Below are 20720 nucleotides of genomic sequence, written 5' to 3' on the forward strand. Positions count from 1 at the left end.
CCGAGGGCTTCGGTGATCTTGCGGGTCACCTCGGCCACCGAAGCCGACCGTCCCCACAGAAGACCTGTACAGGCGCCTTCCACGGCTCACCATTCCGCCGATCTTCAGGGAGGTCGGGCGGGGCGGGATCACCGCTCCCCGCGTCCGTATGGCAGGTCGAACGGCTGCGCACCACCAGAGCCAAGACCATGCCTTTGCTGGTGCGATCTGTCTCGGCGGTGATGCGGCACTCGGAGATTCCTGCTCCGCGGAGAGGTCAGGAGCAGACCGTGCCGGTCTTCGGTTCCCTGCCGTTGAGCAGGTAGTCGTTGACCGCGCTCTGCACGCACTTGTTCTTGCTGTCGTACGCGCCGTGTCCCTGGCCCTTGTACGTCAGCTCGACGGCGACGCCCTTGCCGAGCGCGTCCACCATCTTCTTCGCGCCCTCGTACGGTGTGGCCGGGTCGCCGGTGTTGCCGACGACGAGGATGGGCGCCGAGCCGGCCGCGCTGACGTCGGGATGGTCGGCGGCGCCCGGCACGGCCCAGTCGGTGCAGCTGACCATGCCCCAGGCCAGGTAGTCCCCGAACAGCGGGGATGCGGCGCGGAACTCGGGCAGCTTCTGCTGGACGTAGTCGGCGGTGTACCGGGGTTTGTCGTCGGCGCAGTTGATGGCGATGTTCGCCGCCGTGATGTTGCTGTATTCGCCGTTCTCGCTGCGGCCGTTCAACGAGTCGGACAGCAGCATCAGGATCTTGCCGTCGCCCTCGTAGGCCTGCTCCAGGCCCTCGGTGAGGTACTCCCAGAAGTCCTTGGAGTACAGGGCCTGCGCGATGCCGTTCGTCGCGGCGGTCTGGGTCAGCTGCCGTGGCGTGATGCCGGGGATCGGCTTCTTCTCCAGGTCGTTCAGGAGCTTCGCGATGCGGTTCTTCACGTCCTGGGCGGTGTCGCCGATCGGGCACTCCGTGGTTTTCGAGGTGCAGTCCGCGGCGAAGTTGTCGAGCGCCAGCTGGAAGCCCCTGGCCTGTCCCACCGCGCTCTGTTCGGGGTTCTGCGTGGGGTCGACGACGGCGTCGAATACGGCCCGGCCGACGTGCTTGGGGAACAAATGGGCGTACACGCCGCCCAGTTCGGTGCCGTAGGAGATGCCGAAGTAGTGCAGCTGGGCGTCGCCGAGGACCTGGCGCATCAGGTCCATGTCGCGCGCCGCGTCGGTGGTCGCCACGTGCGGCAGGATCTTCTGGGAGTTCTTCTCGCAGGCGGCGTTGAACTGCTTGGTGCGCTCCAGGAGCGCGGTGCGCTCGGCGCTCGTGTCCGGGGTCGCGTCCTGCTGGAAGTACGCGTCCAGTTGGGCGTCGCTCTCGCACTTCACCGGCTTGCTGCGGCCGACCCCGCGCGGGTCGAAGCTGACCAGGTCGTAACGCGTGCCCAAAGTGGCGTAGTCGGCGCCGAACGCGGGCAGCGTGCTGACGCCGCTGCCGCCGGGGCCGCCGAAGTTGAACACCAGCGAGCCGATCCGCTTGTCCGCGGGGCCGCTGGCCTTGGCGCGGATCAGGGCGATGCCGATGGTGTCGCCCTTCGGTTTGTTCCAGTCGAGGGGCGCCTGCATGGTGGCGCACTGCCAGGTGGTGCCGTTCGGCAGCGGCGAGGGAGCGCTGCCGCCGCCCTCCGCCTCGGACGGAGCGGGGCAGTCCTTCCAGTCCAGCTTCTGCGCCGTGAGGTCGCCGACGTGCCGGGTCCCGTCGCCGCATCCGGCCAGCAGGGCGGCCAGCAGCACGGCCGTGGTGGTCAGGGCGGCGGCGTGCGGCCGGTAGGGGTTCGCCATGCTCCCATCCTGGGGGCGTACGCCGAGGCGCGCGCGGGGCGCGGGCCGTACGAGGTACGGGCACGCCCCGCCGTGCGGGAGTCCGTCTACAGGGCTCCCTTGCGGGTGAGGTGGTTGAAGGCCAGCCAGCCCGGCAGGACCGGCAGCCACAGCGTCAGCAGGCGGTACAGCAGCACGGCCGGAGCGGCGACCTCCTTGGGCAGTCCGAAGGCGATCAGGCCGAGCGTGAGGCTCGCCTCCACGGCGCCCACGCCGCCCGGGGTGGGCGCCGCGGACCCCAGCGCGTTGCCGGCGAGGAAGACGACGGCGACGCTGGCGATGCTCAGCGAGGCCGAGCCGTCGCCGAACGCCCGCACGGAGGCGTCCAGGCACATCACGAAACAGGCCGTCAGCAGGAGCATGCCGCCGATGCCGGTGACGAGCTTCTGCGGCCGCTGCAGCACGTCGAGCATCCGCGGTACGACACCGGCGAACAGCGACCGCACGCGCGTGACGACGAACTTCCGCAGGAACGGCACCGACGTCACCACGAGCACCAGCACCGCCACGGTCAGCAGACCCGCGATGACCGTCCGGGACGGCGACAGCGACGGGGTCTTCTCGGTGCCGGTCAGATAGCCGAAGGACAGCAGCATCAGGATGTGGCAGCCGAGCCCGAACAGCTGCGACGCGCCGACGCTCGCCACCGCGAGCCCCGCGCGCACGCCGGCGCGCTGCAGGAAGCGTGTGTTCAGGGCGACACCGCCGACCGCGGCCGGCGCCACGATCTTCACGAAGGACCCGGCGACCTGTGCCGCCGCCGTTCTCAGGAACGGCACCCGCTCGGGCACGAAGCCCAGCAGGGCCATCGCCGCGGCGACGTAGCTGAGCGCCGAGAACAGCACCGCGGCGAGCACCCAGCCCCACTGGGCCTGCGCGAACAGCGTGCCGAACTCGATGTGGGTGAGCTGGGTCAGCAGGTAGTACGCGCCGATCGCACCCGCGATGAAGCTGATGAGCGTGCGCGGCCGCACGCGCTCCAGCCGGGCCGGCTCCACGGGGGCCTGCGGTCTGATCCGCAGCACCTCGTGCCGGATCTGGGTGAGCAGATCCTCCTCGCGGGCCTCTTCGAGGGCTTCGTCGATGGCCCGCCGCTCCGCGCGCTGCTCGGCGCGGACCGCCTTCTTGGCGGGCTTTCCCGGCTTCTTGTCCGGCCCTTCCCGGGCGTCCCGGCCCGTCTCGGTCGCGTCCTCCAGGCGGGCCTGCTTGGCCTGCCGGGACGCCTCCAGGACCGCTTCCCGCTCGCGCTCGGCGCGTTCGCGGCCCAGCCGGCGCAGCGTCGCGCGCGTGGAGCGCGTCAGCGCGATCGGCTGCAGCATCGGCAGGCAGTCGGCGACCGCGTCGGGTCCGAGCACCCCGACCGCCGAGGCCACCGCCCGCTCGGCACCGACCCGCAGCCCGAGGGTCGTGACCAGTTGCGCCACGTCCATGCGCAGCAGCAGCTCACCGGCCGCGATCTCGCCGCCGCGCAGCTCGGTCAGGATCACCCTGCCGGAACGATCCACCAGTATCGCGTCACCCGCGAGTCTGCGGTGTGCGATACGCCGCGACTGCAGCGCCTGCACCTGGTGCCAGGTGTTGCGCAGCAGCTCGTCGGTGATCTCCGCGTCGGCCAGCGAGTCCAGCGTGCGCCCGCCGGTGTGCTCGTAGACGAGCATGACGGCGTCGGGGCCGAGTTCGGAGGTGGCGATGAGCTTGGGCGCGCGGGCGCCGGCCGCGATCGCCGCGTAGGCCAGCAGCGCCTCCTGCTCCAGTGCCTGGCGCAGCGACTGCAGGCTGGAGCGGGTGGCGAAACCACGCAGGGTGAGATTGCGCCACGCCCGGTAGAAGAAGCCCTGGGCCTGCTGCTCGCGGTCGACGACCGTGACGTCCAGCGGCGGTCCGTCCTCCAGGGTGACGAAGTAGCGCCGGCCGCGGTCGCCGTTCTCCGTCTCCACGGCCTCCTCGCGGGCCGCGCTGACGGGGTGGAAGCCGACGTGCCGCAGGCCCGCCATCAGGGTCTGCCCGGTGGGGCGGACGTTGGGGGAGCCGACCGCGTACAGGGTGCCGTAGGCGATGGTCCAGCCGATCAGCACGGTCAGGATGATCGAGAACGGGGTCGTGTAGCCGGTGACCAGCATCGAGAACGCGTCGAGCAGCAGCACGATCCACAGCACCGCGCGCCATCTGGGTCTGCGGGACATGCCGACGGCCGTCATATAGGCGATGACGGGGGCCAGATAGCCGTGCACCGGGTCGGTCAGGGCGTGGATGTCGCCCGGCGAGGGCTGGGTGAGCGCCTCCTGGATCGAGTCCGGGGCGGCCCGGGCGACCCACAGGTCGGTCGCGAGGGTCACCCCGTGGGCGAGGACGGCCGCGAGGACGCCGTCGGCGATGCGCAGCCCGTCGCGTTTGATCAGCCGTTCGATCGCGAAAGCGACCGGTACCAGCAGGATCGCGATGCTGGACGCCAGACCCGCGAACCTGATGAGCAGGTCGGGGGCCTGCCCGGTGCCCTTGTTGATGTCCTGTTCGAGACCCGAGGTGGTGCCGTGCGCGAACGCGGCGATCGCGAGCAGCACCACGATGGCGAGCAGGCCCACCAGGAGCCGCATCAGGTCGGAGGGGCGGTGCACGCGCGCGGGGAGCAGCGGTTCGTCGCCCTCCACGGCCTCGGCGTGCGGATCGTCGTCCGCGCCCGGACCGCGGCCGGGGGGCGTGTTCTCCGGGACGTGCGCCCCCTCGGTGTCGCCGCGGTCGTGCGTGCGGTGGTCGTCCTCGCGCGCGTGCGCGCCGTCGTCCTCGGGCGGACCGGTGTTCACGGCGGCGTCGTCCCTGCGCGAACCGGCGTCTTCGCCGCCCTCCTGCCGACGCGGACCGGTACCGGGGCGTGCGCCGGCGTCAGGGGTGCCCGCTCCGCCCTCGGGATGCACGCCCTGCTGCTTCATGGTCTCTTCTTGGTCTCGTATCACCAGTCACCGCCCGCACGATGGTGGCATGCCCCACCGACACACGCGGGCATCAGGGTGCGGATGCGTGGGCGCACAGTCTGCCGGAAGCGGCGTCCTGGGGCGAGAGGGCCGCTCCTCGCGGTCCGCCCCGCGATGTCGGCGGGGTGCGGCAGGATGGGACGAATGAGCGAGCAGAGCCCTGCCGAGGACACCCCGGGGGAGTACGCGGACGCCCTGCCGGACTACGCCGAGCGGGTCCTCGAGACCGCCGAGCGGATTCCGCCGGGCCGGGTCATGACGTACGGCGATGTCGCCGAGTGGCTCGAGGAAGGGGGCCCGCGCCAGGTCGGCCGGGTGATGTCCCGCTACGGGGGCGCCGTGCCGTGGTGGCGGGTCGTCCGGGCCGACGGGCTGCTGCTGCCCGGCCACGAACTGCGCGCGCTCGCCCACTACCGCGCGGAGGGCACACCGCTGAAGGAGGCGGCCAGGAGCGCCGAGGGCCATCTGCCGCGACTCGACATGCGGCGGGCCCGTTGGGACGGCGGGGCGGGCACGGGGGGTCACATCTGACAGCTTCCGCCATCCGATGCCTCCGGGGAGCACCCTTGGCCCGTTCGGGTGACATGGGGGACGCCCGTGGCATGACGTACGTTCGTGAGGTGAGGGACGCACGTGACTCCGGCGCCGTGAGGGAAGAAGCCGAAGCCCTGCTTCCGTCCACGGCGGCGGCGTAGCGTCGGCTGCGCGCGTCCCCCTCACCCCGCGGCCACCGCCTCGCACGCGTGACCGCCCGACCACCAGCACAACCACCAGGACCGGACGATCACGTGAGCTCCTCCTCCACCACAAGGCGTCCGCCGCACCTCCAGGTGCGGCCGGGGGGCCGGGGCGCCTACCGACTGGTCCGAACCCCGCCGGCCGCCATGGACCCCCCTCGACTGGACGCGGCACAGCGCGCCGTGGTTGACCACCGCAGCGGCCCCCTGCTGGTCCTCGCCGGACCCGGCACCGGCAAGACCACCACTCTCGTCGAGTCGGTCGCCGCGCGGATCGCCCGGGGCGCCGACCCCGAGCGCATCCTGGTGCTGACGTTCAGCCGCAAGGCCGCCGTCGATCTGCGCGACCGCATGGCCCTGCGCATCGGCGCCGCCCGCGCGCCCCGTGCGACCACATTCCACTCGTACTGCTACGCCCTGGTGCGCGCCCACCAGGACAGCGGCCTGTTCGCCGAGCCGCTGCGCCTGCTCTCCGGCCCCGAGCAGGACGTCACCGTCCGCGAGCTGCTCGCCGGCCAGCCGGAGCTCGAACGGCTCGGGCTCACCTCTGTCCGCTGGCCCGACGAACTGCGCGCCTGCCTGACCACGCGCGGCTTCGCCGACGAGGTCCGCGCGGTCCTCGCCCGCAGCCGCGAGCTGGGCCTCGGCCCGGACGCGCTGGACGCCTTCGCCCGCCGTATCGGGCGCCCGGACTGGCGCGCCGCAGCCGGGTTCCTCGCCGAGTACCTCGACGTCCTCGACATGCAGGGCGTGATCGACTATGCGGAACTGGTCCACCGCGCGGTCCTGCTCGCCGGCCGCCCCGAGACCGCCGCCCGGCTCGCCGCCCGGTACGACGCCGTGTACGTCGACGAGTACCAGGACACCGACCCCGCCCAGGTCCGGCTGCTGCACGCGCTGGCCGGCGGCGGACGCACCCTGGTCGCCCTCGGCGACCCCGACCAGTCGATCTACGCCTTCCGAGGTGCCGACGTCAACGGCATCCTCGACTTCCCGGCGGCCTTCCCGCGCGTGGACGGCCGCCCCGCCCCCGTCGAGGTGCTGCGCACCTCCCGCCGCTCCGGTGGCGCCCTGCTGGCCGCCACCCGTCTGATCACCCGGCGCATGCCGCTGCCCCGGCTGCCCGCCGAGAAGGTCCGCGCCCACCGCGAGCCCGTCGCCGTACGGGACGGCGGCCGCGTCGAGGTCTACACGTACCCGACGTCCGGGACGGAACTGGACAACATCGCGGACATCCTGCGCCGCGCGCACCTGGAGGACGGCGTCGCCTGGAGCGACATGGCCGTCCTGGTCCGGGCCGGCTCCCGCACCCTGCCGACCCTGCGCCGCGCCCTCACCGCGGCCGGCGTCCCGCTGGACATCGACGGCGACGACCTGCCCCTGCGCCACGAGCCGGCGGTGACCCCCCTGCTGACGGCCCTGCGCGCCGTGGCCGGGGCGGAGGCGCGACGGCACGAGGGGAACAGCGCCGCGCGGGACGAGCCCTCCGCCGAGGACGCTGCTCCTGGGGACGCCGCCGAGCCCGCCCCGGACACGGCCTCCTGGCTCGGCACCGAGACCGCGCTCACCCTGCTCGCCTCACCCCTCGCCGGCATGGATCCCGCCGACCTGCGCCGCCTCGGACGGGCCCTGCGCGACGAGGAGCGGGCGGCCGGCAACCCGCTGCCGCCCCCCTCCGACGTCCTGCTCGCACGGGCGCTCGCCGAACCCGAGCGCCTGGCCGTGCACGACCCGGCGTACGCGCGCGGGGCGCAGCGCCTCGGCGCGCTGCTCCGCAAGGCCCGCGAACGGCTGGCAGGCGGCGGTACGGCCGAGGAGGCGCTGTGGGACCTGTGGGAGGGCACGCCCTGGCCCGCGCGCCTGGAGCGGGCCGCCCGGCGCGGCGGCGCGGCCGGCCGCAACGCCGACCGGGACCTGGACGCCGTGTGCGCGTTGTTCGCCACCGCCGCGCGCGCGGAGGAGCGCACCGGGGGGCGCGGCGCGCTGAACTTCCTGGAGGAGATCGAGGCCGAGGACATCGCCGCCGACACGCTCACGCGCCGCGCGGTGCGCCCGGACGCCGTCCGCCTGATGACCGCGCACCGCTCCAAGGGCCTTCAGTGGCGGCTGGTCGTCGTCGCCGGCGTCCAGGAGGGCCTGTGGCCCGACCTGCGCCGCCGTGGCTCCCTCCTGGAGGCCGACCGCATCGGCCGGGACGGACTCGCCGAACCGCTCACTCCGGGCGCGCTGCTCGCCGAGGAGCGCCAGCTGTTCTACGTCGCCGCCACGCGCGCGTGCGAACGCCTCGTCGTGACCGCGGTGAAGGCACCGGCCGACGACGGCGACCAGCCGTCCCGCTTCCTGACCGAACTCGGCGTGGAACCCCGCGACGTCACCGGCCGCCCCCGGCGCCCGCTGTCCGTGGCCGCGCTCGTCGCCGAGCTGCGCGCCACCACGGTCGACCCGCGCGCGTCCGCCGCCCTGCGCCGGGCCGCCGCCCGCCGCCTGGCCCGGCTCGCCGCCCTCGCCGACGAGGACGGCCGCCCGCTGGTGCCGTCCGCGCACCCCTACCGCTGGTGGGGCATGTACGACCCGACCGAGAGCAAGGTGCCGCTACGCCACCGCGACCAGCCGGTCGTCCTCTCCGGCAGCGCCCTCGACCAGCTCGCCCACACCTGTGCGCTCCAGTGGTTCCTGGGCCGCGAGGTGAAGGCCGACGCCCCGGCCACCGCCGCACAGGGCTTCGGCAACGTCGTCCACGTCCTCGCCGACGAGGTCGCCTCCGGCCGCACCCCGGCCGACCTCGACGTCCTGATGGAACGCCTCGACACGGTCTGGAACGCTCTCGCCTTCGACGCGCCCTGGAAGTCCCAGCAGGAGAAGGACAACGCGCGCGTGGCGCTCGAACGCTTCCTGAACTGGCATGTGCTGGCCCGCGCCGGGCGCACCCCGGTGGCGAGCGAGCAGGACTTCGACGTCACCCTCGAAGCGGGCGACTACCAGGTCCGCATCCGTGGCCAGATGGACCGCGTGGAGACCGACGGCGAGGGCCGCGCCTACGTGGTCGACTTCAAGACCGGCAAACAGGCGCCCAGCGCCGCCGAGGTGGCCCGCCACCCCCAGCTCGCCGTCTACCAGCTCGCCGTCCGCGAAGGCGCCGTCGACGACGCCTTCGACGGCGTACGTCCCGAACCCGGCGGCGCGGAACTGGTACACCTCAGGCAGGGGGCCGCCAAGCGTGACGGAGGCGACAGCCTGCCCAGGGTGCAGCCCCAGGAGCCGCTGTCGGGGCAGTGGGTCGGTGAGCTGCTGGCCACCGCCGCCGGCAAGGTCCTCGACGAGCGGTTCGCGCCGAACACCGGCCAGCACTGCACCCACTGCGCGTTCCGCGCCTCGTGCAGCGCCCGGCCCGAGGGGCGGCACGTGGTCGAGTGAGCAACCGCGAGATGTCGTGGTGACGCACAGCACCACCCGCGCTGACCTGCGGTTCTTCTGTCCGGGAAGGTCACTGTGTCCTCGGTTGTCAGTCCTCGCCGCTAGCCTCTTTCGACATGCCCGCCCGTATCACCGACCCCGAGCAGCTCAAAGAGCTCCTCGGTATCCCGTTCACCCCGGAGCAGACGGCCTGCATCACCGCGCCGCCCGCCCCGCAGGTGATCGTGGCCGGAGCCGGGTCGGGCAAGACCACCGTGATGGCCGCCCGCGTGGTCTGGCTGGTCGGCACCGGCCAGGTCGCCCCCGAACAGGTCCTCGGCCTGACCTTCACCAACAAGGCTGCCGGTGAGCTGGCCGAACGCGTCCGCAAGGCACTGATCAAAGCCGGCGTGACCGACCCTGACGTCATCGACCCGGACAACCCGCCCGGCGAACCGGTGATCTCGACGTACCACTCCTTCGCCGGCCGCCTCCTCACCGACCACGGCCTGCGCCTCGGCCTGGAACCCACCTCCCGGCTGCTCGCCGACGCCACCCGCTACCAGCTCGCCGCGCGCGTGCTGCGCGAGGCCCCCGGCCCCTACCCGGCGCTGACCCGCTCCTTCGCCGACCTCGTCAGCGACCTGCTCGCCCTCGACTCCGAACTCGCCGAACACCTCGTCGAGCCCGAGGAACTGCGCGCCTGGGACACCGATCTGCTGCGCACCCTGGAAGGCGCCAAGCTCACCAACGCCGATCTGCGCAAGGTCCCCGAGACGGCCGCGGCCCGCCGGGAACTGACCGATCTCGTCCGGCGCTACCGGGCCGCCAAACGCGAGCGCGACCTGCTCGACTTCGGCGACCAGATCGCCCTGTCCGCCCGCCTCGCCCACGTCCCCGAGGTGGGCCGGCTGCTGCGCGAGGAGTTCCGCGTGGTGCTCCTGGACGAGTACCAGGACACCTCGGTGGCCCAGCGCGTCCTGCTGGCGGGCCTGTTCGGCGGTGGTACGGGCCATCCGGTGACCGCGGTCGGCGACCCCTGCCAGGCGATCTACGGCTGGCGCGGCGCGTCCGTCGCCAACCTGGACGACTTCCCGGCGCACTTCGCGCACCCCGACGGCCGGCCCGCCACCCGGCAGGCGCTCAGCGAGAACCGCCGCAGCGGCGGCCGCCTCCTCGACCTCGCCAACGGCCTCGCCGAGCCGCTGCGCGCCATGCACGCCGGCGTCGAGGCCCTCCGCCCGGCTTCCGGCGCCGAGCACGACGGCACGGTCCGCTGCGCCCTGCTGCGCACCCACGCCGAGGAGATCGACTGGATCGCCGACTCGATCGCCCATCTCGTGCGCACCGGCACGGCCCCCGGCGAGATCGCCGTCCTGTGCCGCACGGCGACCGACTTCGCCGAGATCCAGGGCGCCCTCGTGACCCGTGACATCCCCGTCGAGGTCGTCGGCCTGTCCGGGCTGCTGCACCTGCCGGAGGTCGCCGACCTCGTCGCCGTCTGCGAGGTCCTGCAGGACCCCGGCGCCAACGCCTCCCTGGTGCGCCTGCTGACGGGCCCGCGCTGGCGTATCGGCCCCCGCGACCTCGCCCTCCTGGGCCGCCGCGCCCGCCTGCTGGTCGCCCACGCGCGCGGGGACGACACCGACGACCCGGACCACCGGCTCGCCGCGGCCGTCGAAGGCGTCGACCCGGCCGAGGTGATATCGCTCGCGGACGCCCTCGACACCTTCCTCGAAGCCCCCATGGACAGCGAGGGGGACGACGACGGGCTGCCGTTCTCGCCGGACGCGCGCGTGCGCTTCGCCCGGCTGGCCGCCGAGCTGCGCGACCTGCGCCGTTCGCTGTCCGACCCGCTGATGGACGTCCTGCACCGCGTCCTCGCCGTCACCGGCCTGGAGGTGGAGCTGTCGGCGTCCCCGCACGCCCTGGCCGCCCGCCGCCGCGAGACCCTGTCCAATTTCCTGGACATCGCCGCATCCTTCGCGGCGAGCGACGCCGACGCCACCCTGCTCGCCTTCCTCGGCTTCCTGCGCACCGCCGCGCAGTACGAGAAGGGCCTCGACAACGCCCTGCCCGGCGGCGAGAACACCGTCAAGGTCCTCACCGCCCACAAGTCCAAGGGCCTGGAGTGGGACGTCGTCGCCGTTCCCGGACTGGTCAAGGGCCAGTTCCCCAGCGCGCAGGGTCGCGAGAAGTGGACGGCGCAGGCCAAGGTGGTGCCCCACGCCCTGCGCGGCGACACGGACACCCTGCCCGACGTCGACGGCTGGGACGCGCGCGGCATGAAGGCCTTCCACGAGGCCATGAAGGACCACCAGCACACCGAGGAGCTCCGCCTCGGCTACGTCACCTTCACCCGCCCCCGGTCCCTGCTGCTCGGCTCCGGCCACTGGTGGGGACCCAGCCAGAAGAAGCCGCGGGGCCCCTCCGACTTCCTCCAGGCCCTCCACGACCACTGCGCCGCCGGGTACGGCGAGATCGAGGCGTGGGCCGAGGAGCCCGCCGAGGACGAGGAGAACCCCGCCCTGCACACGGCCGGTGCCGACCAGGTGTGGCCGCTCCCGCTGGACGCCGCGGCCCTGGCCCGCCGCCGCGCGGCCGCCGACACCGTCCTCGCCCACCTCGAAGCCCTCGCCGCCGGGGATCCCGGCCACCCGCCGGCCGCGCACGACCCCACCGCCCTCGACGACCCGGACTGGCCCGCACCGCCGGACGAAGAGGACGCATACGGCCAAGACCCGTACAGCGAGGAACCGTACGAGGGCGAGCCCTACGCCGCGCAGGACCCCTACGACGAGGACCCGTACGGGGACGAGCTCCCCCACAGCGGCGGCCCCGGTGCGCGGGATCCCGGTGGATGGGACTCCTGGAGCGCCGAGCGGCCGACCGTCCCCCACCAGTCGCCCGCACCCGGCGCACACGCCGCGCGCACCCCCCACGCCGCGCCCGACACCTCCCTCACCCCCGAGGAGGCCCGCACCATCGCCTCCTGGGACCGTGACCTCGACGCGCTGTCCGGAGAGCTGCTGCGGGCCCGGCAGGCCGTCACCGACGTCCCGCTGCCCGCCACGCTCAGCGCGACCCAGCTGCTGCGCCTGGCCGAGGACCCGGACGGGCTCGCGCGTGAACTCGCGCGCCCCATGCCGCGCCCCCCGCAACCGGCCGCGCGCCGTGGCATCCGGTTCCACGCCTGGGTCGAAGCCCGCTTCGAGGAACTGACACTGCCCCTGCTGGGACCGGACGAGCTGCCCGGCAGCGACGCCGACATCGCCGACGAACACGACCTGGAAGCCCTGAAGGAGGCCTTCGAACGCAGCGAGTACGCCCGGCGCACCCCCTACCGGGTCGAGGCCCCCTTCCAGCTCACCCTCGCCGGCCGCGTCGTACGGGGCCGCATCGACGCGATCTACAAGCTGGGCGACGGCGAGGAGGCGACGTACGAGATCGTCGACTGGAAGACCAGCCGCACCCGCGGCGCCGACCCGCTCCAGCTCGCCGTGTACCGGCTGGCCTGGGCCGAGCAGCAGGGCGTGCCGCCGGAGTCCGTAACGGCCGCCTTCCTGTACGTCCGCAGCGGCGAGGTCGTACGACCGCGGGACCTGCCGGACCGGGCCGCCCTGGAACGGCTCCTCACGGAAGACGCCGGAACGGAAAACGCCGGAACGGAAGACCCCGGAACAGCGGGCGCCGGAACTGCGGGCGCCGGAACGAAGACGCCGAAGCGGCACACCAGGCGACCTGAGTGTGACGAACCGCCCGCCGAGGATGTCGGTGCGGGCCGATAGGCTCGTGAGCATGAGCCAGACCCCGGACAGCGCCGTCCGCACGTACATCGAGCAGCACCGCGCCGCCTTCCTCGACGACCTCGCCGCATGGCTGCGCATCCCCTCGGTGTCGGCCCGGCCCGATCACGCGCCCGACGTACGGCGCAGCGCCGACTGGCTCGCCGCCAAGCTCGAGGAGACCGGCTTCCCGACCGCCGAGGTCTGGCCGACGGCGGGCGCCCCGGCCGTCTTCGCCGAGTGGCCCTCGGACGACCCCGACGCTCCCACCGTCCTCGTCTACGGCCACCACGACGTCCAGCCCGCCGCCCGCGAGGACGGCTGGAACAGCGACCCCTTCGAGCCGGTCGTCCGCGGAAACCGGCTCTACGCGCGCGGGGCCGCCGACGACAAGGGCCAGGTGTTCTTCCACACACTCGGCGTCCGCGCCCACCTCGCCGCCACCGGCCGCACCGCCCCCGCCGTCACCCTGAAGCTGCTGATCGAGGGCGAGGAGGAATCCGGCTCCCCGCACTTCCGGGCGCTCGTCGAAGAACACGCGGGACGGCTCGCCGCCGACGCGGTGATCGTCTCCGACACCGGCATGTGGTCCGAGGACACCCCCACCGTGTGCACCGGCATGCGCGGCCTCGCCGAGTGCGAGATCCGGCTCCACGGCCCCGACCAGGACATCCACTCCGGCTCCTTCGGCGGCGCCGTACCCAACCCGGCCACCGCGGCCGCCCGCCTGGTCGCCGCCCTGCACGACGAGCACGCGCGCGTGGCCGTCCCCGGCTTCTACGACGGCATCGTCGAGCTGACCGACCGCGAGCGCGCCCTGTTCGCCGATCTGCCCTTCGACGAGCAGCGCTGGCTGGACACCGCCAAGTCCCGCGCCCCCCACGGCGAGGCCGGCTACAGCACCCTCGAACGCATCTGGGCCCGCCCGACCGCCGAGGTCAACGGCATCGGCGGCGGCTACCAGGGCCCCGGCAGCAAGACCATCATCCCGTCCTCCGCCATGGTGAAGCTCTCCTTCCGGCTGGTCGCGGGCCAGGACCCCGACCACATCGAGAAGGCCGTCCGAGCCTGGGCCGCCACCCAGGTGCCCGCCGGCATCCGGCACGAGATCAGCTTCGGCCCGGCCACCCGCCCGTGCCTGACCCCGCTCGACCACCCCGCGCTGCAGTCCGTGGCCCGCGCCATGGGCCGCGCCTTCGAGAGGCCGGTCCGCTTCACCCGCGAGGGCGGCTCGGGACCCGCCGCCGACCTCCAGGAAGTCCTCGCGGCCCCCGTGCTCTTCCTGGGCATCTCCGTACCCTCCGACGGCTGGCACGCCCCCGACGAAAAGGTCGAGCTGGACCTCCTCCTCAAGGGCGTCGAGACCAGCGCCTACCTCTGGGGTGACCTGGCCGAGCACTGGCGCCCCACGCCCTGACCGGCCGGCGCCGTACGGGCGGGCACCGCAGGCCGGGCACACTGGAAGGACCACCCCGTGCCCCGCCCGCGCCCGGCCCGGTGTCCTCCCGCCGTACGTCCCGCCGAACCGCCCGCCGAACGAACCGCTGCCCTGGGGGAGTTGGAAGCACCCGTGACCACCTGGACCGACGACACAGCCGATCGACCCATCTCGCTGACCGCCCCGAGCGGCATCGACCGCGCCGCCCACCACCGGCTCGACGAGGCCTGGCTCGCGGCGGCGTGGAGCCACCCCACGACCCGCTGCTTCGTGGTCTCCGGCGGCCAGGTACTCATCGACGAGACACCGGACGGCCGGACCGAACTCGTCATGACACCCTCCTTCGAGGCCCCGCTCACCGAGGCCCACCGCTACTTCCTCGGCAGCGACGAGGACGGCGTCAGCTACTTCGCGCTCCAGAAGGACGCGCTGCCCGGCCGTATCGACCAGTCCGCGCGCCCCGCCGGGCTGCGCGAGGCGGGCCTGCTGCTCTCGCCGCGCGACGTCGGACTCATGGTGCACGCGGTCGGCCTGGAGAACTGGCAGCGCACCCACCGCTTCTGCTCCCGCTGCGGCGAGCGCACGGTCATCGCCGCCGCCGGTCACATCCGCCGCTGCCCCGCCTGCGGCGCCGAGCACTACCCGCGCACCGACCCGGCAGTGATCATGGCGGTGACCGACGCGGAGGACCGCATCCTGCTCGGCCGCCAGGTCCACTGGCCCGAGGGCCGCTTCTCCACACTCGCCGGCTTCGTCGAACCCGGCGAGTCCATCGAGCAGGCGGTGCGCCGCGAGGTGTCCGAGGAGGTCGGTGTGACCGTCGGACCCGTGGAGTACGTGGCCAGCCAGCCCTGGCCGTTCCCGTCCAGCCTGATGCTCGGCTTCGTCGCCCGCGCCACCTCGACCGAGATCAACGTCGACGGCGACGAGATCCACGAGGCCCGCTGGTTCTCCCGCGAGGAACTCCACGAGGCCTTCGAGTCCGGCGAGGTACTGCCGCCCTACGGCATCTCCATCGCGGCCCGCCTGATCGAGATGTGGTACGGCAAGCCGCTGCCCACGCGCAGCTTCGTCTGAGACCGGCCCCGTCCGGGACACGGCAGGGCGGCCCCTGATCCGGTCAGGGGCCGCCCTGCTGGGTCACCGCGGAAACCCGCGGAGGGGACACGGCCTTGACCCCCGGCTTTCCAGAACGGGAAAGCCGCACACTCGGCGTTCCGCGCGAGTGGTCCCCGGCAGTTGCCCTCGGTGGGTACGAGGGGGCCGGACACCCGAGCACGTCAGTCCAGCAGAGCGACCGTGAACGCCCCGCGGTGGGCGGCCAGCCAGCCCTGCATGCGGTCCCAGCGCTGCCATCCGCCGCGTTCGGCCAGCGCCTGGAGGTAGACGGGATCACCGTCGGCCACGCGGCGGGCGACGAAGGCCCGGCAGACCTCCGTGGCCTGCTCGATCACGCCGGGCAATTCGGTGCGCTCCCCCGGCGAGAGGCCGTAGCCGTCGGCGAGGATCCGCAACCGTGCGGCCGCATCCAATCCGCCGGGATACACGGCAGCCGCGGACACCGGATCAAGCATGGGTACCCAGTAGCGGGCAGCCATGGCGACGTCCCAGAGAGGGCGGCCGGGAGCCGCCAGGTCGAAATCAATCAAGGCGGCGGCACGACCGTCGCGGAAGACGACGTTCTCCAGGCACACGTCGTTGTGGCAGAGCATTGCTCCTCCCTCCGGATCGGCGAGATCCCGGGGCCACTCGACGTCCGTGTCGACCGCGATGGCCGCGCCGGCCTCATGCAGGCGGCGCAGCAGGATCCCCACCGATCCGAGGGCGGTTGTCGTCAGCACCCAGGGCGGGAACGGTGGCAGAGCCACATCGCCAGGAACGAAGGTCAGCTGCTCACGACCGTCGGCGGTGAGGCCCACGGGAGTCGGAGCCGCGTCGAAGCCGTGCCTTCTCAGCGCCAGGAGGTGGGCATGGAGGGCGTGTGCGTGGCGCGGTGCTGGGCGTTCCACCACCCCACCCCGGCGGAAGACCGCCCCCGTGTTCATCATGCCTCCGACCAGCGCCTCGCCGTCCGCCTCGTCTTCGGTCGTCATGTCGATCACGCTACCGCCGAGTCGGCCCCGTACAGGCCGGGCATACGGCATACAAAGACCCCCGATCCGGCGCCAGACCGGTCGGGGGTCGTGTGCGTCATGCGGGTCAGACGCCGAGCGCCTGCTTCACCTGGGCAAGGCTCGGGTTCGTCATCACGACCTCGGTGCCACCGTTGGCGGGAACAACCTGGACGGTCGGGACCGTCTGGTTTCCGCCATTCACCTTCTCCACGAAAGCGGCGGACGCGGGATCCTGCTCGATGTTGATCTCGGTGTAGCCGATGCCCTCCCGGTCCAGCTGGCTCTTCAGCCGCCGGCAGTAGCCGCACCAAGTCGTGCTGTACATCGTCACAGTCCCCTGCATGTCTCTCGCGCTCCTCAGGCAGCTCGGAAAAAATCGTCCGGGGGAGGAACGTACGCGAGCCGTCGGTCATTCCCGCCAGGGGTATCCACAGGCGACTGTGACGCCTGCCGCATTAGTACGACCACGGGTGCCCGCCTGTGGACAACCGACACGGCATTCCCTCATGACCTGGCAGCATGGCGGTGTGACAGCAGCAACGCACTCCACCCTCTTCCCGCAGACACCGGACTCGGCCGACGCGGTGCTCGAAGGGCTCGACCCCGAGCAGCGCGCGGTGGCCACCGCCCTGCGCGGCCCGGTGTGCGTCCTCGCCGGAGCGGGCACGGGCAAGACACGGGCGATCACCCACCGCATCGCCTACGGAGTGCGGGCCGGCATCCTCCAGCCCTCCAGCGTGCTCGCCGTCACCTTCACCAACCGCGCCGCCGGAGAGATGCGCGGCCGGCTGCGCCAGCTCGGCGCCCACGGCGTCCAGGCCCGCACCTTCCACTCCGCCGCCCTGCGCCAGCTGCAGTACTTCTGGCCGAAAGCGATCGGTGGCGGCATGCCCCGGCTGATCGACCGCAAGATCCAGCTCGTCGCCGAGGCCGCCACCGGCCTCGGCACCCGGCTCGACCGGGGCGAGCTGCGGGACGTCACCGCGGAGATCGAGTGGTCCAAGGTCACCCAGACCGTCCCCGCCGACTACCCCTACGCGGCTGCGAAGGCCGGCCGCGAGGCCCCGCGCGACCCCGCAGAGATCGCCCACCTCTACGCGGCCTACGAAGACCTCAAACGAGACCGCGCGGTGATCGACTTCGAGGACGTCCTGCTGCTCACCGTCGCCGTCCTCCAGGACCGGCACGACATCGCCGAACAGGTCCGCGCCCAGTACCAGCACTTCGTCGTCGACGAGTACCAGGACGTCAGCCCCCTGCAGCAGCGGCTGCTGGAGCTGTGGCTCGGCGACCGCGACGACCTGTGCGTCGTCGGCGACGCCAGCCAGACCATCTACTCCTTCACGGGAGCAACGCCCGACCACCTCCTCGACTTCCGCACCCGGCACCCCGGCGCCACCGTCGTCAAACTCGTCCGCGACTACCGCTCCACCCCCCAGGTGGTCCATCTCGCCAACGGCCTGCTCGCCCAGGCCCGCGGCCGCGCCGCCGACCACCGGCTGGCACTGGTCTCCCAGCGCACCCCCGGCCCCGAGCCGGTCTACACCGAGTACACCGACGAGCCCGCCGAGGCCGAAGGCGCCGCCCGCCGCATCCGCGAACTGATCGACGCCGGTGTCCCGGCCGCCGAGATCGCCGTCCTGTTCCGGACGAACGCCCAGTCCGAGACCTACGAGCAGGCTCTCGCCGACGCCGGCGTCCCCTACCAGCTGCGCGGTGCCGAGCGCTTCTTCGACCGGCCCGAGGTACGCAAGGCCGGCATCGCCCTGCGCGGCGCGGCACGCTTCGGCGGCAACGACTCCCTGCTGGACGACGCCGTGGACCTGCCCTCCCAGGTCCGTGCCGTCCTGTCCGGGGAGGGCTGGACCACCGAGCCCCCGGCCGGCTCCGGCGCCGCCAGGGAACGCTGGGAGTCCCTCGCCGCCCTGGTCAACCTCGCCCAGGACCTCGCCGCCGCCAGGCCCGGCGCCACCCTCGGCGACTTCGTGGCGGAACTGGACGAGCGGGCGAACGCCCAGCACGCCCCGACCGTCCAGGGCGTCACCCTCGCCTCCCTGCACGCCGCCAAGGGCCTGGAGTGGGATGTCGTGTTCCTGGCCGGCATCGCCGAGGGCATGCTGCCCATCACCTACGCCAGGACCGACGAACAGATCGAGGAGGAACGCCGGCTCCTCTACGTCGGCGTCACCCGCGCGCGGGAACGGCTCCATGTGTCCTGGGCCCTGTCCCGTTCACCCGGAGGCCGCCCCAGCCGCAGACCGAGCCGCTTCCTCGACGGGCTGCGTCCCGGCACCACCGCCACCGTCGGCCGCGCCGGCACCGGTGCCGGCGGAGGCGTCGAGCACGGGATCACCCGAGCCGGAGCCGCCGCTCCCCGGCGCGCCCAGCGCACCCCCGCCCGCTGCCGGGTCTGCGGCCGCACGCTCACCGACGCGGGCGAGATGAAGCTGATGCGCTGCGAGGACTGCCCGTCGGACATGGACGAAGGGCTCTACGAACGGCTGCGGGAGTGGCGCGCGGTCCAGGCCGAGCGCAGCGGACAGCCGGACTTCTGCGTCTTCACCGACCGCACCCTGATGGCCATCGCCGAGGCGAGGCCCGAGAGCCCCGCCGAGCTCTCCCGCATCCCCGGTGTCCTCAGCCGCAAGTTGCGCAGCTACGGAACCGATGTGCTGGCCATCTGCGCAGGTGACGAGGCCGGGGAAGCCGACGAGGACGACTGATGCGAACTCGTCGAAAAAATAGTTTGCGCATGCCCCAGCAATCCCCATAGGTTCTAGGCACGGATGCAGCGGCCTTCTCGAAGGGCCCAACTCCGTGTTGTACTTGCATATCCGAACGGACTGGCTCACCCCAGTCCCAGAGACGCCGAGAGGAGGCGAGTCCAGTGATCAGCATCAACACCAGCACCATCAGCACGGCCAAACTGACCGATCGCTCGGCCGTCTCCCTGTGCATGCTCGGCGCCTCCTCCCAGGGCACCGGTCTGTCCGGCATTCGTGCCGTCCGTCCGGCGTCCTCCCCCGCTCTCGTGGACCTGCCCGTCCGTGAGCGCAATGAGCGACCGACCAAGGCACTGGAAGCGGTAGCGGCACAGGCGCAGGCCTATGCCTTTGCGGCGGCCGGTGCCGGATTCCGGAAGCAGACGACGCAGCACCACCAGATGTGGGCCTTCCGTGGGCCAGAACCCTGGAGTGATCCAGCCTGATCCAATCAGGCCGGCGCCTTCAGGGCCGCGGAACCCCATCCGGGATCCGCGGCCCTTCTGTTTTCCCCACATCGGGGACGACGGAGCGAAGGGGCCTCGGGACAGGAAAAGAACCCGGTACCCAGCCGCCACCCGGTCAACCGGCCGGAACGACCAGACGAGGAAGACCAACCGTGCAACTCGAAGCGCACGCCCCGTCCGTACCGCCTTCGCAAACGATCCCCCCGCCCGGCCTCACGGAGGACTCCACCTTGACCCCCCTCACCGCGCTCACCGCGCTCGACGACGCCATCGAGAACCTCGGCGTACCCGTCCCCTGCCGCTCCTACGACCCGGAGGTCTTCTTCGCCGAGTCGCCGGCGGACGTCGAGTACGCCAAGTCCCTCTGCCGCACCTGCCCGCTGATCGAGGCCTGCCTCGCCGGCGCCAAGGAGCGGCGTGAGCCCTGGGGCGTCTGGGGTGGCGAGCTGTTCGTCCAGGGTGTCGTCGTCGCCCGGAAGCGGCCGCGTGGTCGCCCGCGGAAGAACCCGGTCACGGCATGAACACCGCAGGAACGATCGATCGCCCCCTCACGCACGACCCCAAGAAGCAGGCCCCGATGAAGCCGTCCACCAGTGAGCTCGCAGGCTCCGTGACCCCAGACGTCACCACCACCAGCGCGACCGAAGCGCGCCAGAACAGGACCCGAGAGATGCAACTCATGCAAGAAGCCCTGGCTCGTGCGCATATGCACGAGCGACTCCATGACGCCGTACGGGAACGCCGGGCCGTGCGCCTGGCGGTCGCCCAGCGGATGCAGCGCCGGGCCGAGCGGGCCTCGCTGCGCGCCCGGCGGGCGCTCGCCATGGCGGTCATGCAGTAACGATCACACCCACGGAAGCGGTGGCCTCCCGGCCCTTCGGGGAGGCGGTGTCTTCCGCGCGGGGGCCGGTCCGGTCGAACGGACCGGCCCCCGCGGTGCGTTGTGCACGGCGATCGGGCGCCTGCGGAGTTATCGTCGCCGGGTGACGAGTCTTCCCGGAGGAAGTGATCAGGGCGGCTCCACTCCGGAGCGCCGTGTGCTCCTGTGCGCCCGCTGCGGCACCCCAGCCGACGGCGCCCCGCCGACCACCTGGACCTGCTCCGTGGAGAACGGCATCCGCCAGTACTTCTGCGACACCTGCTCCAGGGAGAACCTACGGGCGATCGAGGGCCGCCTGGACTCGGCTTGGTGGTGAGCCTTTCCTCGGTGCT

At 72.7% G+C, this 20720-nt stretch carries 14 protein-coding genes; 10 read left to right on the top strand and 4 right to left on the bottom strand.

Translation table 11 applies throughout. The annotated features are described in order from the left end of the window. Positions 1–256 precede the first annotated feature (256 nt). Both ACWC94_RS10575 and ACWC94_RS10580 read right to left on the bottom strand, forming a co-directional pair. The gene (locus ACWC94_RS10575; protein ID WP_450796133.1) at positions 257–1804 is read right to left on the bottom strand and encodes an alpha/beta hydrolase; all 1548 of its coding nucleotides are present in this window, start codon (positions 1802–1804) and stop codon (positions 257–259) included. A gap of 86 nt (positions 1805–1890) precedes the next feature. Next, positions 1891–4770, bottom strand: coding sequence for a lysylphosphatidylglycerol synthase domain-containing protein (locus ACWC94_RS10580; RefSeq protein WP_450796134.1), 2880 nt, complete (start codon positions 4768–4770; stop codon positions 1891–1893). A gap of 186 nt (positions 4771–4956) precedes the next feature. Between ACWC94_RS10580 and ACWC94_RS10585 the strand changes: the two genes are divergently transcribed. The 5 genes from ACWC94_RS10585 to nudC all read left to right on the top strand — a co-directional run bounded on the left by ACWC94_RS10585 (position 4957) and on the right by nudC (position 15242). Continuing rightward, positions 4957–5343 carry an MGMT family protein gene (locus ACWC94_RS10585; RefSeq protein WP_450796135.1) on the top strand — a complete coding sequence of 129 codons (387 nt, stop codon included), beginning with the start codon at positions 4957–4959 and terminating at the stop codon, positions 5341–5343. A 257-nt stretch (positions 5344–5600) separates the two neighbouring features. Further along, positions 5601–8963, top strand: coding sequence for an ATP-dependent helicase (locus ACWC94_RS10590; RefSeq protein WP_450796136.1), 3363 nt, complete (start codon positions 5601–5603; stop codon positions 8961–8963). 116 nt (positions 8964–9079) lie between these two features. Continuing rightward, entirely contained in the window at positions 9080–12730 is a 3651-nt protein-coding gene (locus ACWC94_RS10595; protein ID WP_450796137.1) for a UvrD-helicase domain-containing protein, read from the top strand. A 10-nt stretch (positions 12731–12740) separates the two neighbouring features. After that, positions 12741–14144 (top strand): dipeptidase, encoded by a 1404-nt coding sequence (locus ACWC94_RS10600; protein WP_450796138.1) that lies wholly within the window; start codon positions 12741–12743, stop codon positions 14142–14144. A 153-nt stretch (positions 14145–14297) separates the two neighbouring features. Beyond that, positions 14298–15242 carry an NAD(+) diphosphatase gene (gene nudC / locus ACWC94_RS10605; RefSeq protein ID WP_450796139.1) on the top strand — a complete coding sequence of 315 codons (945 nt, stop codon included), beginning with the start codon at positions 14298–14300 and terminating at the stop codon, positions 15240–15242. Between the two features lie 203 nt (positions 15243–15445). On the opposite strand, the gene ACWC94_RS10610 is transcribed toward nudC, so the two are convergent. Together ACWC94_RS10610 and ACWC94_RS10615 are read right to left on the bottom strand one after the other, a co-directional pair. Beyond that, positions 15446–16258: a phosphotransferase gene (locus ACWC94_RS10610; protein ID WP_450796140.1), complete on the bottom strand. Its 813-nt coding sequence runs from the start codon at positions 16256–16258 to the stop codon at positions 15446–15448. A 106-nt stretch (positions 16259–16364) separates the two neighbouring features. Continuing rightward, positions 16365–16622 carry a mycoredoxin gene (locus ACWC94_RS10615; protein ID WP_450796141.1) on the bottom strand — a complete coding sequence of 86 codons (258 nt, stop codon included), beginning with the start codon at positions 16620–16622 and terminating at the stop codon, positions 16365–16367. 184 nt (positions 16623–16806) lie between these two features. Between ACWC94_RS10615 and ACWC94_RS10620 the strand changes: the two genes are divergently transcribed. From ACWC94_RS10620 to ACWC94_RS10640, 5 genes are all read left to right on the top strand, one after another. Beyond that, entirely contained in the window at positions 16807–19002 is a 2196-nt protein-coding gene (locus ACWC94_RS10620) for an ATP-dependent DNA helicase UvrD2 (protein WP_450796142.1), read from the top strand. A 164-nt stretch (positions 19003–19166) separates the two neighbouring features. Beyond that, positions 19167–19487 (top strand): hypothetical protein, encoded by a 321-nt coding sequence (locus ACWC94_RS10625; RefSeq protein ID WP_450796143.1) that lies wholly within the window; start codon positions 19167–19169, stop codon positions 19485–19487. Between the two features lie 173 nt (positions 19488–19660). Next, positions 19661–20029 carry a WhiB family transcriptional regulator gene (locus ACWC94_RS10630; RefSeq protein ID WP_023546912.1) on the top strand — a complete coding sequence of 123 codons (369 nt, stop codon included), beginning with the start codon at positions 19661–19663 and terminating at the stop codon, positions 20027–20029. Beyond that, positions 20026–20349: a hypothetical protein gene (locus ACWC94_RS10635; protein WP_450796144.1), complete on the top strand. Its 324-nt coding sequence runs from the start codon at positions 20026–20028 to the stop codon at positions 20347–20349. Before ACWC94_RS10630 ends, ACWC94_RS10635 begins: the two co-directional genes overlap by 4 nt. 142 nt (positions 20350–20491) lie before the next feature. Beyond that, entirely contained in the window at positions 20492–20704 is a 213-nt protein-coding gene (locus ACWC94_RS10640) for a hypothetical protein (RefSeq protein ID WP_450796145.1), read from the top strand. Positions 20705–20720: the final 16 nt, after the last annotated feature.

It is taken from the genome of Streptomyces sp. NPDC001135, from assembly GCF_053598395.1.

Coding starts and splice junctions, on each gene's coding strand:
- ACWC94_RS10575 (WP_450796133.1), bottom strand. CDS start 1,804: ATGGCGAACCCCTACCGGCCGCACGCCGCCGCCCTGACCACCACGGCC.
- ACWC94_RS10580 (WP_450796134.1), bottom strand. CDS start 4,770: ATGAAGCAGCAGGGCGTGCATCCCGAGGGCGGAGCGGGCACCCCTGAC.
- ACWC94_RS10585 (WP_450796135.1), top strand. CDS start 4,957: ATGAGCGAGCAGAGCCCTGCCGAGGACACCCCGGGGGAGTACGCGGAC.
- ACWC94_RS10595 (WP_450796137.1), top strand. CDS start 9,080: ATGCCCGCCCGTATCACCGACCCCGAGCAGCTCAAAGAGCTCCTCGGT.
- ACWC94_RS10600 (WP_450796138.1), top strand. CDS start 12,741: ATGAGCCAGACCCCGGACAGCGCCGTCCGCACGTACATCGAGCAGCAC.
- ACWC94_RS10610 (WP_450796140.1), bottom strand. CDS start 16,258: ATGACGACCGAAGACGAGGCGGACGGCGAGGCGCTGGTCGGAGGCATG.
- ACWC94_RS10615 (WP_450796141.1), bottom strand. CDS start 16,622: ATGCAGGGGACTGTGACGATGTACAGCACGACTTGGTGCGGCTACTGC.
- ACWC94_RS10635 (WP_450796144.1), top strand. CDS start 20,026: ATGAACACCGCAGGAACGATCGATCGCCCCCTCACGCACGACCCCAAG.